At 29.5% G+C, this 13,269-nt stretch carries 12 protein-coding genes; 9 read left to right on the top strand and 3 right to left on the bottom strand.

The features are described 5' to 3' along the window. Nucleotides 1–247 precede the first annotated feature (247 nt). Nucleotides 248–1,264 (top strand): anti-sigma factor domain-containing protein, encoded by a 1,017-nt coding sequence (locus CPJCM30710_RS05960; RefSeq protein ID WP_212903266.1) that lies wholly within the window; start codon nt 248–250, stop codon nt 1,262–1,264. 31 nt (nt 1,265–1,295) lie between these two features. Beyond that, the gene (gene rluF, locus CPJCM30710_RS05955) at nt 1,296–2,069 is read left to right on the top strand and encodes a 23S rRNA pseudouridine(2604) synthase RluF (protein WP_246503476.1); all 774 of its coding nucleotides are present in this window, start codon (nt 1,296–1,298) and stop codon (nt 2,067–2,069) included. A 38-nt stretch (nt 2,070–2,107) separates the two neighbouring features. Here rluF and CPJCM30710_RS05950 read toward each other — a convergent pair whose 3' ends face one another. Together CPJCM30710_RS05950 and CPJCM30710_RS05945 are read right to left on the bottom strand one after the other, a co-directional pair. Further along, the gene (locus CPJCM30710_RS05950; RefSeq protein ID WP_212903264.1) at nt 2,108–3,007 is read right to left on the bottom strand and encodes a polysaccharide deacetylase family protein; all 900 of its coding nucleotides are present in this window, start codon (nt 3,005–3,007) and stop codon (nt 2,108–2,110) included. Between the two features lie 2 nt (nt 3,008–3,009). Continuing rightward, entirely contained in the window at nt 3,010–3,939 is a 930-nt protein-coding gene (locus tag CPJCM30710_RS05945) for an alpha/beta hydrolase (RefSeq protein ID WP_212903263.1), read from the bottom strand. A gap of 306 nt (nt 3,940–4,245) precedes the next feature. Between CPJCM30710_RS05945 and CPJCM30710_RS05940 the strand changes: the two genes are divergently transcribed. The 7 genes from CPJCM30710_RS05940 (at nt 4,246) to CPJCM30710_RS05910 (ending at nt 11,721) form a co-directional block, all read left to right on the top strand. Further along, the gene (locus CPJCM30710_RS05940; protein WP_212903262.1) at nt 4,246–4,959 is read left to right on the top strand and encodes a DUF3298 and DUF4163 domain-containing protein; all 714 of its coding nucleotides are present in this window, start codon (nt 4,246–4,248) and stop codon (nt 4,957–4,959) included. Nucleotides 4,960–5,146: 187 nt separating this feature from the next. Further along, complete coding sequence (locus CPJCM30710_RS05935) at nt 5,147–6,523, top strand: aldehyde dehydrogenase (RefSeq protein WP_212903261.1); 1,377 nt, start codon at nt 5,147–5,149, stop codon at nt 6,521–6,523. Between the two features lie 108 nt (nt 6,524–6,631). Beyond that, the gene (locus CPJCM30710_RS05930; protein WP_212903260.1) at nt 6,632–7,744 is read left to right on the top strand and encodes a sensor histidine kinase; all 1,113 of its coding nucleotides are present in this window, start codon (nt 6,632–6,634) and stop codon (nt 7,742–7,744) included. A 10-nt stretch (nt 7,745–7,754) separates the two neighbouring features. After that, on the top strand, nt 7,755–8,384 hold the full coding sequence (locus CPJCM30710_RS05925; RefSeq protein WP_212903259.1) for a response regulator transcription factor: 630 nt from the start codon (nt 7,755–7,757) through the stop codon (nt 8,382–8,384). 128 nt (nt 8,385–8,512) lie between these two features. After that, nucleotides 8,513–9,448, top strand: a complete 936-nt coding sequence (locus CPJCM30710_RS05920; RefSeq protein ID WP_212903258.1) for an ABC transporter ATP-binding protein — start codon at nt 8,513–8,515, stop codon at nt 9,446–9,448. Between the two features lie 10 nt (nt 9,449–9,458). Further along, nucleotides 9,459–10,577: an ABC transporter permease gene (locus tag CPJCM30710_RS05915; protein ID WP_212903257.1), complete on the top strand. Its 1,119-nt coding sequence runs from the start codon at nt 9,459–9,461 to the stop codon at nt 10,575–10,577. Nucleotide 10,578: 1 nt separating this feature from the next. Then, nucleotides 10,579–11,721 carry an ABC transporter permease gene (locus tag CPJCM30710_RS05910; RefSeq protein WP_212903256.1) on the top strand — a complete coding sequence of 381 codons (1,143 nt, stop codon included), beginning with the start codon at nt 10,579–10,581 and terminating at the stop codon, nt 11,719–11,721. A gap of 53 nt (nt 11,722–11,774) precedes the next feature. Here CPJCM30710_RS05910 and hydE read toward each other — a convergent pair whose 3' ends face one another. Next, nucleotides 11,775–12,818, bottom strand: coding sequence for a [FeFe] hydrogenase H-cluster radical SAM maturase HydE (hydE, locus tag CPJCM30710_RS05905; RefSeq protein WP_212903255.1), 1,044 nt, complete (start codon nt 12,816–12,818; stop codon nt 11,775–11,777). Nucleotides 12,819–13,269: the final 451 nt, after the last annotated feature.

Here is a 13,269-nt window from a genome sequence, read left to right as displayed (position 1 = left end):
AGTTTTTTTATATTTATAGTATTATTGTAACAAATGTAGAATTAGCATTATCATTATTCTTATAATATAGATGGAATATGCAACTTATAAAAAACAATCATAACTAAATTTTTATAAATACTCTGGAGTTTGGATTATAACTTTAAGAGGCATGGAGGAATTTAGCTGGTTTAAAGGATTTTTAAGAAGTAAATTTACAGACTGTAGTCTTTTTATAAAAATACATATAATGGGGGAACAATATTAAATGGAAGTATTTATTAAAGATAAATATATTTTTTCTACCAAACCAAAACTAAGAGCTGTAAAGGAAGAGGATAAAGAGTCAGAGAAGGAGATATTTCTTTTTTTAAAAGGAATTAGACTTTACGGAGTTAATTTAAAGAGTTTAGTAAGAAGAACACCAAGATATGATATTAAAAATATACTTCTTAATATAGCTTTTTATATAGTAAAAGATAGTGAATTATATAGTGAATTTACTAGGAAAAGAGAGATACCAGTTGCAAAACTAGCCAAACTTACTAGAACATCTAAGGTTCTTATTGAGAGTTGGAGAGATTTTTTAATAGTTTATGTTATCATTTTAGCAAATCCTAATTATCGTATTCTTAATAATTACATGAATATAGAAGAAAGAGACGCTGATAGTAATGCAATTATATCAGTTATTGAAAAAAATGAAAAAAGTGTTATTTATAGAGGTTTAGCTTTAAGTAATAGAAAAAGAAGTTCAATTATAATAACCAATTTAGGAGATTTTATAAAAATTAAAAACAGTAATGAAGATAAAGTTTTAGGTGAGGAGTTATCTGGAAAAGAAAAGAAGGGTTTAAAACATTATAAAAAGCAGCTAGTAGGAGCTACTGCATTAATATTTATGACCTTACCAGCTTTGTATTATATATATAATATGAACTATTCAACTATAATTATAAATTCTACTTCTCAAATTAAAGTTGAAGTTAATGTGTTAAATAGAATTAATTATATATATTCTGCTACTACTAAAGGTCAACTTTTGGTTCATAGTATAAATGTAGTTCATAAAGATATTGATGAAGGAATATATGAGATAATAAAATATGCTAATGAAAATAAAATGATCCCATCGAAAGAGATGGTAATTATAATAAGTGGACATAATTTAAGAAATGATTGGCTTCCAATGAGTGAGCAATATATAAAGGCGAATAAGATTAAAGTGTTAATTAATAATAGGGGAGTTGAAAAAGAAATTAATTATTCCCAAGACGATAAATAGAAAATATTAGAAAGGAACCTAGAAGCTAATGATGGATAAGAGAAAGAGTATTATAACTCATAATGAAAAGAGTGAGGAAGTAAGATTAAATAAGTTTTTAAGTGAAACTGGTATATGTTCTAGGAGAGAAGCAGATAAGCTTATAGAACAAGGAAGAGTTACAGTGGATGGCGTTATTGCTACTATGGGTACCAAGGTTAAAAAGGGACAAGAAGTTCGTTTGAATGGGAAACTTTTAAAGCAAGAGGAAGAACTCGTATATATAGCATTAAATAAGCCTGTAGGAATAACTTGCACCACTGAATCTAAAGTGAGAGGTAATATAGTTGATTTTATAGATCATGAAAAAAGAATTTTTCCGATAGGAAGACTAGATAAGGATTCTCAAGGGCTTATATTTCTTACAAATGATGGTGATATAGTAAATAAGATATTAAGAGCAGGCAATAACCATGAAAAGGAATATGTTGTGACTGTTGATAAGCCTATAACTGATGAATTTATAAAAAGAATGGGTAGTGGTGTACCTGTTTTGGGTGAAATTACAAAAAAGTGCTTTGTAAGAAAAGAAGGAAAATATATATTTAGAATAATTTTAACTCAAGGACTTAATAGACAAATAAGAAGAATGTGTGAATTTTTAGGATATAAGGTAAAGAAACTTGAAAGACTTAGAATAATGAATGTTAAACTTGGAACTCTTAAAGTCGGTAATTGGAGATACTTAACTCATAAAGAACTTAGTGAGTTGAATAGATTAATATCTACTTCTTTAAAAACAGAAGAAGCATCTTTTTATGATTAACAATGGGCATAGAATAGTGCCCATTGTTAATTGATATACTATTTTTTTGTTGTAGTTACTCTTTTAATAAATTCATCAATGGAGTGATCGTTACTAATATAGATTCTATCAATATTATATATATTGTCGTCCCTATCTGCTAATCCCTGTTGTAAGTTGAAACCAAGTTTGTATCCGGCAACTTCAGCAGCTTTTTTTGTATCCTCATTCATTCTACCAAAAGGATATGCTATATAATTAATTTTTTTCTCAAGAAGATATTCTAATGATTCTTTTGATTTTATCATTGTTGTGATTTGCATTTCTTTATTTAATGTTGAAAGATCTTCATGTTTATCCGTATGACTTTCAATATCTAACCCGTAATCAGATAATTCTTTAAGTTGAGTCTTTGTCATATAAAGATCATTATCTATAAAGTCTGAAATAACAAAGATAGTCGCTTTAAACCCGAATTCTTTAAGAATTGGATAGGCATAAGTGTAGTTGGATCTATATCCATCATCAAAAGTTATAACTACTGATTTTTCAGGAACAGGTTTGTTCTGTCTTAAAAAACCGTAAAGCTCATCTAAAGTAAGAGGAAGATAGCCATTATCCTTTAAGTATTTCATTTGTTCTTTAAATTTTTCAGGTGAGAGCAGTAGTTCATTGCTTTGAGCAGGATTTACATCATGATAGCATAAAATAGGAATCCCTTTATTTTCAGAAGTTAATTTAAATCCTTCAAATCTATTGGTATCTTGTTTCTCGGGTTTGTTTTTCTTATCTAATGTTTGAATTGACTCTTTTGAAGCTTCAGTTGTTATGTTTTGAACCTTTATGCTTGCTGAGTTTATAGAAGTTTTTCTTAACATGTAACCTATAGTAATAATCAGAACATTTATTACTAAAAGAATCAAGCAAACAGCAGATAGAACTATCTTTTTTTTATTCATCCTTAGCACTCCCTTGTTGATAATACTTTATTTATAAAATCTGTTATTTTTTTATCATAGGTTTTCTTATCTTTCTTAATTGCTTCTGCATGAGCAGCTTCTTCTACAAAATATAATTCTTTTATTCCCTTAGTTTTAACTTGGTACATTTTTTCACTCATAAACCATGGTACAAGGGAATCATTCTTACCATGAATGAAAAGGGTTGGGATTTCACTGTTTTCTACTGCTTTTATAGGAGACGTATCTCTAAAATTAAATTTAGCACGTTTTATAGCACGTATATTTATTAAGTTAATAAGTATATTTAGAAGAGGTCTTAGTATATTAGGATAGCTATAATTAATTTGAAATTTTAAAAGTTCAGATAAGTCACTAAATCCACAATCAGCAATTATAAAACTTATGTTTTGATCTAATTCAGTATATTGGAGCACAGTGGCTGCACCCATGGATTCACCGTGAAGACCTATGATTATATCATTACCAAATATTTTCCTTAAATAAGAAACCCACAAGAATAAATCTTGCTTTTCATGATAACCATAAGTTGAATGTCTACCTTCACTTTTACCATGTCTTCTTTGGTGAATAATCAATATATTAAAATCTAAGCTATAAAAAGCATCTAAATATTTAAGTGAACCTACAGGACCAATAGATATTCCATGTACTAGTACTACATACTTATTAGACGTTTTTTGTGCTTCTATAAATGTTCCTTTCAGGTTGAGTCCATCCTTTGAAGTTATATATAAATCTTCTCTAGTAAGAGAATAATAAAACTCCTCATCAATGAGTTTTTTGTTTACATATTCTTTGAAGGTGGTATCTTCATTAATTAGCCTTCTTTTTATAACCTTTTTATAGAAGTAATCTGAAATATAAATTAAACCGATTAGTAAAACAACAGCTAATAATATAAAAGTCATTGTAATCCCCCTAACTTCAATGAATTTATTATAACATAACATTATTTAACAAAACAAATAGAACTGATTTAATACACAAGTTAACTATTGAATTGACAAATAATCTTATTGAATTTAAATGCATTTTTAGTTTGTTATATAAAATAATTTAAAAAGTATCGGTAATTAATTGAAATTAATGGAAATTATGCACATTATCCACAGAAGCTTGTGGATAACTTATTGTAAAAATGTGAGTATAACAGTTTATAATGTTACTAATACTTATAAAGATGAACAAGTTTAATGATTTTAGGAGGGTTTACTATGAAAAAAAGATTTGTACCTTTAATAACACTGATAGTTATTTTTCTAACCACTCTAATGGGAATGTCCATTAAAGACGATGCTAAAGGGGTTACTATAAAATCAAAGACTTTAAAGGAAAAGTATTCTTATATAAATATTGATTTAACCATACCCTATATTGCAAATGCAGGAAACAAAATTTATGATGGAATAAATACAAAAATCGAAGGGAATATTTTAAATTGGAAAAAAGATCTAACTGAAATGGCGAAGGAAAATGAGTTAGATTCACAAAAAGCAGGAATAGACGTTCGACCGTTTGATTTAGTAACAGTTTATAAACTTGGATATAATAAAAATAACTTTCTGAGCCTATATATTGATTATTATCAATATACAGGTGGTGCTCATGGAATAACTACTAGAAATACTTATAATTTAGATTTAAATAGTGGAAAGAATTTAATACTTAAAGAACTTTTTAATGAAGGATATGATTTTAAAACAATTATTAATGAAAGTATAAAAAAACAGATAAGCCAGTCACCTCAAGAGTATTTTAATGGAGGTAAAGACTTTAAGGGGATAAAAGACAACCAAGATTACTATGTTACGGATGATGGTATTGTTATAGTGTATCAACTTTATGAGATTGCCCCTTATGTTTCAGGAATAAGAGAGTTTAAAGTTCCTTTCTCAGAGTTAAAGGAGGGGCTAATAAATTTTAAGTAAAATTATATGTGGGCCATTATGGAGTATGTCTTGTTGTATTAAGAATTTCTCTCCTTGTCTTTAGTTGACTTCTAAAAGAGTAAAAATTGCTATTGTTTAAATGATTGCATTTTTAGGGAGACACTTTCAATCAAGGAGGAAATTCTAATTATCCATTAGATGTTATTTTAATAGGAGAGATAAGAATATGTATAATATAGAAAAGATATTAAAAAGGCAGAAGAATTATTATTTTTCTGGGAAGACTAGAGAGTTAGATTCTAGGATAGAAAGCTTAAAGTTATTAAAAGAATCCATAAAAAAATATGAGAAGGAAATACTAGAAGCTTTGAACATGGATCTGCGAAAATCACAATTTGAAGCTTATGCTACAGAGGTTGGAATGATATATGAGGAAATAAATCTTATGATAAAAAATCTTAAGAAATGGGCTAAGCCAGAAAGAAAGAAAACTCCTTTAGTCTATTTCCCAGCAAAGAGTATTATTCTTAAGGAGCCTTATGGGGTAGTACTAATTATTGGTCCATTTAATTACCCCTTTCAGTTGTGTATTGCACCTTTAATAGGAGCTATTGCAGGTGGTAATTGTGCTATGGTAAAGCCTTCAGAATTTACCCCACATACATCTGAGATTATGATAAAGGTGATAAATGAGGTGTTTCCTGAGGAGTATATAGCTGTGGTTGAGCCTTATGGTGGAAAAGAGGCAGTACAAGATCTTTTAAACAAGGAGTTTGATTATATTTTCTTTACTGGTAGTGTAAGAGTAGGAAAAATAGTAATGGAGGCAGCAGCAAAGAATTTAACTCCAGTAACTTTAGAGCTTGGAGGTAAAAGTCCTTGTATTGTAGACAAGGATGCAAATATATCTTTAGCAGCAAGGAGAATAGTATGGGGAAAGCTTTTAAATGCGGGACAAACCTGTGTAGCACCAGATTATATTTATGTACATTTAGATGCTAAGGACAAGCTTTTAAAAAGTATGGTCAAAGAAATAAAAGAACAATATGGAGAAAATATGAAGGAATCTGTTGATTATCCTAGAATAATTAATGAGAAAAACTTTGATAGATTAATTTCATACATAGATTATAGTAAGCTTTATTTTGGTGGGCATACAGATAAGGAACAGCTCTATATTCAACCAACAATACTTCAAGAAGTAAATTGGAATCACCCAGTTATGATTGATGAGATCTTTGGTCCTATCTTTCCAGTATTGGAGTTTCAAGATCTTGATGATGTAATAAAGAAGTTAAATCATGAGTCTAAGCCTTTGGCACTTTATTATTTCTCTGAAAATAAGAAGAGTATTGAAAAAGTGCTTAATGAAACAACCTCAGGAGGTGTATCTATAAATGATACTATAGTTCATGTAGCATCCCCACATATGCATTTTGGAGGGGTAGGAAGCAGTGGCATAGGAGCTTATCATGGAAAAGCAAGTTTTGAAACTTTTATACATAAAAAGTCAATAATTAAGAGAGGAACTTGGTTAGATGTATCTTTTAGATATGCGCCGTTTACTAAAAAAGTAGAACTCCTAAAGAAAATTATAAGATAGGATGTATAAATTAAGTCATTAGTGGTAATAAGAATTGACTATATAGTTAATTATTTTTGAAAAATTCTAAGTTCGATTATTAGTTACTTTGATATAGTGAGGAAGAGTATGGTTTTAAGAACTGGAGAGGATTATCTTTTATTAACTAGAATATTTATTTTAATATACTGCATTTACGAATATATAATGGGAAACAGTTTTACCACAGAGGTGGTAATCCTGTCTCTTTTATATGTGATATTTAACACATTGATTTTTATCTTCATAAAAAAGAAACTTAGTTTAATTTGGATTATGTTTTCTGTAGTTATTAGTATTTTATGTGGGTTAAGACTGGATAGTATTTTTCTAATACTTCTACCAATGAACTTTTTTGATATTATTTTTATAAAAAGATATTCATTTATATATGGAATAGTTGCTGCAGTTTTATTTGCTTTTGTTTTACCAAAGAAAATATTATCAGTATATGTTTTATTACTTTGTTTACTTTTTCTCTTGCACATATTAATACAAAAATACCTTGTGAAAATTGAAAAGTTATTAATAGAAAATGATGAACTAAGAGAGAAAGGTAGTAAGTATGTAAAAGAAATTGAACACATAACAAAGCATGAAAGACAAGCAGTATATACCTCACAGCTTGAGGAAAGAAATTCACTTTCGCAGCAAATGCATGATAAGATAGGGCATACCTTAGCAGCTAGTTTAATGCAATTAGAAGCTTCAAAGCTTCTTATTGATAGTAATAAGGATAAGGCTAAGGAAATCATTGAAAGTACGATAAATGTGTTAAGAGTAGGGATGGAGGATGTAAGACAAGCTCTAAGAAAAATAAAACCTCCTTCAGAACAATTAGGCATAAATAGAATAAAGCTTATTTTAGAAGAAAGTACTAAGGGAACAGGGTTCAAATATTCTTTAATCTTTAAAGGAGAAATTGGGAAGCTTCAATATATTCAATGGAAGGCTATATGCGAAAGTGCTATAGAATCTGTTACCAATGCCATTAAGTACTCACAAGGAAATAAGATTGATGTATCAATTTATGTTCTTAATAAGGTTGCAAGGATAGAAATAAAAGATAATGGAAATGGTGTTGAAGATGTGACCAAGGGTTTAGGTCTTTTAGGAATAGAACAACGGTGTATTGATTTAGGTGGAAATGCTATATTTGATGGAAATGATGGCTTTAGAATAACTATGATATTACCACTTTAGGAGGTTTAATATGGCTATAAGAGTTTTAATATGTGATGATGATGCACTTATAAGAGAGAGTTTAAAGATTATACTTGGTATGAATGAGGAAATAGAAATTGTAGGTACTGCAGAGAATGGACTAAAGGCATTAGAGATTTGTTCGAAAAACATTGTTGATATAGTTCTTTTAGATGTGAGAATGCCTGTAATGGACGGAGTTAAAGCTACTAAAGAGATTGTAGGAAAGACAAGAGCAAAGGTTATTATCTTAACAACCTTTGATGAGGATGAATATATAAATGAAGCTGTAAAAAACGGTGCTAGCGGATATATACTAAAAAATAATTCACCTGAAAAGATAATTGATACCATAAAGATGGTATTTAAGGGCAATAAGGTTATGGAGGACAAGGTTTTTGAAAAGCTAAAAGAAAGAATGACGTCTAATCAAAGTAAATTAGATAAAGGTCTTTTTACAGATAGAGAACTTAGTATTGTAGAAAGTATAGCAGAAGGGTTGTCTAACAAGGAGATTGCTGCAAAGCTGTTTATTTCAGAAGGAACTGTAAAGAACTATATAACTAATATTCTTAACAAAACTGGGCTTAGCCATAGAACTCAAATTGCAATATATTATTTAAAAGGCACAAATAAATAGTGACAAAAGTCATTATAGGTTATGACCTTCTCTACTGCAAAAGTAGAGGAGGTTTTTCTATAATAGAATTAAGAGAGACATTTTAGAAGTTAATATTTAAATAGAAAGTTTAAGAAAGGAGAAAAGTTATGAAGGTTATTACAATTAAGAATCTAACAAAAAGATTTGGTGAAAAGATAGCAGTAGATAATCTTTCTTTAGAGGTGGAAGAAGGAGAGATTTTTGGATTGCTTGGCCCTAATGGTGCAGGAAAAAGTACTACTATAAATATTTTAACAGGACTCTTAAAAAGCAATAGAGGAGACATCGAGATTTTCGGTAAAAGTTTTAATTCTAATGAGATGAATATAAAAAGAAATATAGGTGTTGTGCCTCAAAGCTTAGCCATATATGATAGCTTAACAGCAGTTGAAAATGTTAAGTTTTTTGCTGGACTTTTTGGATTAAATAGAAGGGAGTTAAATGAAGCTGTAGAGTATGCTCTTGAATTTACAGGTCTTTTAGAGCATAGGAACTCTAAAGCTAAGAACTTTTCAGGAGGTATGATGAGAAGATTAAATATAGCTTGTGCTATAGCTCATAAACCTAAGCTTGTAATCATGGATGAACCCACTGTTGGTATAGATCCTCAATCAAGAAATCACATATTAAAGTCTGTTAAGAAGCTTAACAAAGAAGGCTGCACTATAGTGTATACTTCTCACTATATGGAAGAAGTTGAGGAACTTTGCAATAGAATTGTTATTATAGACCATGGAAAGGTTATTGCAGGGGGGACAAAGGAACAACTTATTTCATTAGTATCTGATACTCAAAGTCTTGAAGTGGAAATTGATGAGCTTGAAAGTATTGATGAGAGAAGCTTAAAGGATATTCCAGGAGTTAAGAATCTAAACATTAAGGAAAATAGTGTAGTTATTAACTCTATAAGAGAGGTAAATAATTTAGATAAAATCATAAACTATTTTACCTCAAATAATGTATCTATTAGAAACATTGGATATAAAAAGATGGACTTAGAAACTGTATTCTTAAGTCTTACAGGAAGAAAGTTAAGAGATTAGAGGTGATTTTATGAGAGCAATTAGAGCTATATGGTATATAATGCTTGGACAATTTAGGGATAAATCAGGAGTAGTTTCTATGATAGTTTTCCCTATAATTTTTATGACAATCTTAGGTTTTGCTCTTTCAAGTGCTTTTAAGAATGAAGCGGAATTATCCCCAATAAAAGTAGCTTATGTTGATAATGGATCACAAGGTACAAGAGATATCTTTAAGAAGTTAATAGATGAAGGGGAAAAGAACAAGATAACCTTTAGTAAGCTTTCAAGTGTTGAAGAGGGAAAAGATAAAGTTAAAAAAGATGGAGAAACAGTCTTAGTAGAAATAAAAGAAAAGGAAATAGATGTTTATAAAAATGAACAGGAGGGTATTTCTGTTAACGTAGTTCTTCAAATGTTAAAAACTATATCGGATAGATATAATGTATATGGAGAAATTATAAAGGTTTCCCCACAAGTAGTAAGTAAAATAGATAATGATTTTTCTAAAGATTACACAGTTCTAAGCAAAATAGATATCGGAAGGAGTATGTCTTCATTTGATTATTACGGTATAGTTGAAATAACAATGATGCTGCTATATGGTGCACAATTTGCTTTTTATTCAGTTCATTTAGGACGAAAAAAAAGAGTTGAAAATAGAATTTTAAGTACAGGAATATCAAGATTTGAATATATGATGTATTTATTGATTTCTAGTTTTGTGGTTGTTAGTGTAACAATGGTACCTGCTTTCCTTTATTCATTCTTTATATTAAAAACCTATTGGGGAACCAATCCTTGGAGTATACTTGCTATATTAGCTTCATTAAACTTTTTCTCTACTGCTCTAGGAGTATGCCTAGGATGGTTATTTAAGGAAGAAAAAACTGGGCAGATTTTAATGACAACAATTATAATTCCTATTCTTACTTTTCTTGGAGGAGGATATATGTACTTTGATGAGAATGTAAATAACATTTTTAATCTTGTTACTAAGATTTCTCCTATGAGATGGGTAAATAGATCTATTATTAATATAATTTACTCAAGTGATTATTCTAAATTTAATTATACACTCACAATTAATCTGGCTTTAGGATTAATATTCCTTATGCTGGCACTTATTATTAGAAAGGAGGAAGTATAGCATGAAAGAAGTTTTGGTGCTCATTAAAAAGAATTTAAAACTCATATTTGACTCAAAGTGGTCCTTATTTCAGTTAATTATACCAGTATTAATTATATTAGCCTTTATGAAGCTTTTATCTAACGGATCAGGTAATCTAAATGTTGGACTTGTAGATAGGGATAATACTGCTTCCTCAAAGGTTATAACAGATTCGTTAAAAGGTATCTCAACAGTAAATGTTGTTAACATCAATGAAGATAAGAAAAAAGAGAGTTTAATTCAAAGGGATACATTTCTTATTATAACCATACCTAATGGTTTTGAAGAAGGTCTGTTAGTTAACAAGATCAAAAATATAGATATTACTGTAGGGGAAGATAATAATCTTTCAAAAATGGTTAGAAGTATATTGAATATACAAATAAAGAATGTAAGTGATTTAGCTATAGGAGCTTCTGGTGATAAGGATAAGTATTATCAGATGCTAAATGGCTACAAAATAGGAGATTTAAAGATAAACACGCAATCCTTAAAGGATTTAGCATATGGATATCAAGCAACTCAATCAAGTATAGGCTTTTTACTATATTATTTGATGATTAGAGCAATAATGGTTTCAGCAATAATAATCAAGGAAAGAGATAATAACACCTACTCAAGAATTTTTACTGCTCCTGTAAGTTCCCTTCAATATCTACTAGGAAATATTTTAGCTAACATTATCCTATTATCCATTCAGGTTCTTATTACTCTTGTAAGTCTTCAATATATATTAAAATTAAATACAGGTGTAGAGATGCTACCTATGTTTATATTGATGATGCTTATAGTTTTAGTTGCAGTTGCTTTTGGAATTTTAGCTATCGCTTTATTTGAAAACTCGCAGACATATAACATGGTTACTAATCTTATATTAACAGGTACAGCTATGTTTTCAGGTTGTTTTGTACCAATAAAGTTACTTCCTGAAAAAGTTCAGAATATATCTTTTTTCACTCCTCAAAGATGGGTATTAGATGGAATAGAAAAGATGCAAAATGGAAATTCCTTTAGTGCTTTAGGATTGAATATGGTTATTCTTTTAGCTTTTGCTGTAGCATTTTTCTTGATTGCAGCATATAAGATTAAAGTAAGTCAAAAAGCAATGATTGCCTTAGATTAAAAAAATGCAGTTTAAACTGCATTTTTTTAAATCTAAAGCTTATAGCAAGCACACTACTTAGTTTTTGGAGAGTTTTGATTTCCTCTAAAGCCATAACCATCAGAAATTTTTCTTCCGATGCTGGTTATCTTTCCGGTTATGCATCCTCTACAGTGTGATGGAGTATCGCCGGTACATATTTTCCCAGGATAAAGTGCATAAAGCTTTCTATATTCACCTTCTGTTACATTAGGCATAACTACATTTGCACCACATTGAAGAGCAATTACTCTTCCTTGTTTATTTAGAGTTTCCATTGCAGTTGTTGCAGGAATATTGATATCTGGAAGAACAAGTCTTGTAATAGCCATTACCTTTAAAGCAACAGTAAAGTCTCCGCCGTTTGCTTCAGCTAAAGGTGTATCTTCATTTGGTATAAAAGGTCCTATACCAATCATATCAGCATTAATTTCTTTGAAGAAAAGTATATCATCAGCAAGAGATTCTAAACTTTGTCCAGGAAGCCCGACTAAACATCCACTTCCTACTTCATATCCAAGCTCTCTTAAGTCCTTAAGACATCTTTTTCTTTCTTTATAACTCATACCAGGATCAAGTTCTTCATAAAGATTTTCATTAGTAGTTTCAATTCTTATAAGATATCTATCAGCACCAGCTTCTTTAAAAGCTTTATAATCTTCAAAAGGTCTTTCTCCTATACTTAAAGTTATGGCAACCCCAAGCTCCTTTATTTTCTTCACTATTCTAGTCATTCTCTCTACTGTAAAATAGTCATCTTCACCACCTTGAAGTACAAGGGTTTTATAACCGTAACTAACAGCTTTAGTAGCAAAGTCTATGATTTCACCCTCTGTGAGCCTATATCTTTCTAGGTTTTTATTATCTCTTCTTAGCCCACAATAAAGACAATTCCTTTTGCATATATTTGTAAATTCTATAAGTCCCCTAAGATGTACATCATCACCGATATATTCTTTTCTAACTTTATCAGCAGCTTTAAAAAGTTCTTCTTCTATTTCATTGTTTTTTAAAAGTTCTACTATTTCTTCTTTTGTAAGTGAGTGTGTTTCCATTGCCTTTTTTATTAATGAGTCCATTATAGCCTCCTATCAAACGGAAAAGTACTTTTAAAGATAAACTATGAAGTTGTTTATCTATATCCCTAATTAAATTTTATAATAAGCTTCAAAGATTGTGTATATTAAATATACTAATTTTATATATTTTTATGAGTTGACAAATACTGTATTATGGGTTACAATATAAGAGTAAATACATAGTAGTATATTATGTTAAAGGGGAGTAACTGCTCTTAGGTTTAAGAGTGATAAAGTCAACACACGGTTTAATAAGCCTGGCTTTATCTTAGCGTAAATTTTGCTAAAGTGAGACTTTTGACACAATGGATGTTATCATTGTGCCAAAAGTCTTTTTTATTTATATTAAGTTACAAAATTTGCATTAAGGTGTAGTCTGTGGTTTTATCATTAAGTTACATATTCGGAGAGCAGACTGCCATTTCCGATTAAAAAGAAGTTCTAACACTAA

The organism is Clostridium polyendosporum, from assembly GCF_018332455.1.
Lineage (GTDB): Bacteria > Bacillota > Clostridia > Clostridiales > Clostridiaceae > Clostridium_AY > Clostridium_AY polyendosporum.
The sequence above is the reverse complement of the archived record's forward strand: the minus strand, read 5'-3'. Positions and strand labels throughout refer to the sequence as shown.

What these genes read in the sequence shown, in the direction of transcription:
- CPJCM30710_RS05960 (WP_212903266.1), top strand. Translation starts at nt 248, where the DNA reads ATGGAAGTATTTATTAAAGATAAATATATTTTTTCTACCAAACCAAAA.
- rluF (WP_246503476.1), top strand. Translation starts at nt 1,296, where the DNA reads ATGGATAAGAGAAAGAGTATTATAACTCATAATGAAAAGAGTGAGGAA.
- CPJCM30710_RS05950 (WP_212903264.1), bottom strand. Translation starts at nt 3,007, where the DNA reads ATGAATAAAAAAAAGATAGTTCTATCTGCTGTTTGCTTGATTCTTTTA.
- CPJCM30710_RS05945 (WP_212903263.1), bottom strand. Translation starts at nt 3,939, where the DNA reads ATGACTTTTATATTATTAGCTGTTGTTTTACTAATCGGTTTAATTTAT.
- CPJCM30710_RS05940 (WP_212903262.1), top strand. Translation starts at nt 4,246, where the DNA reads ATGAAAAAAAGATTTGTACCTTTAATAACACTGATAGTTATTTTTCTA.
- CPJCM30710_RS05935 (WP_212903261.1), top strand. Translation starts at nt 5,147, where the DNA reads ATGTATAATATAGAAAAGATATTAAAAAGGCAGAAGAATTATTATTTT.
- CPJCM30710_RS05930 (WP_212903260.1), top strand. Translation starts at nt 6,632, where the DNA reads ATGGTTTTAAGAACTGGAGAGGATTATCTTTTATTAACTAGAATATTT.
- CPJCM30710_RS05925 (WP_212903259.1), top strand. Translation starts at nt 7,755, where the DNA reads ATGGCTATAAGAGTTTTAATATGTGATGATGATGCACTTATAAGAGAG.
- CPJCM30710_RS05920 (WP_212903258.1), top strand. Translation starts at nt 8,513, where the DNA reads ATGAAGGTTATTACAATTAAGAATCTAACAAAAAGATTTGGTGAAAAG.
- CPJCM30710_RS05915 (WP_212903257.1), top strand. Translation starts at nt 9,459, where the DNA reads ATGAGAGCAATTAGAGCTATATGGTATATAATGCTTGGACAATTTAGG.
- CPJCM30710_RS05910 (WP_212903256.1), top strand. Translation starts at nt 10,579, where the DNA reads ATGAAAGAAGTTTTGGTGCTCATTAAAAAGAATTTAAAACTCATATTT.
- hydE (WP_212903255.1), bottom strand. Translation starts at nt 12,818, where the DNA reads ATGGACTCATTAATAAAAAAGGCAATGGAAACACACTCACTTACAAAA.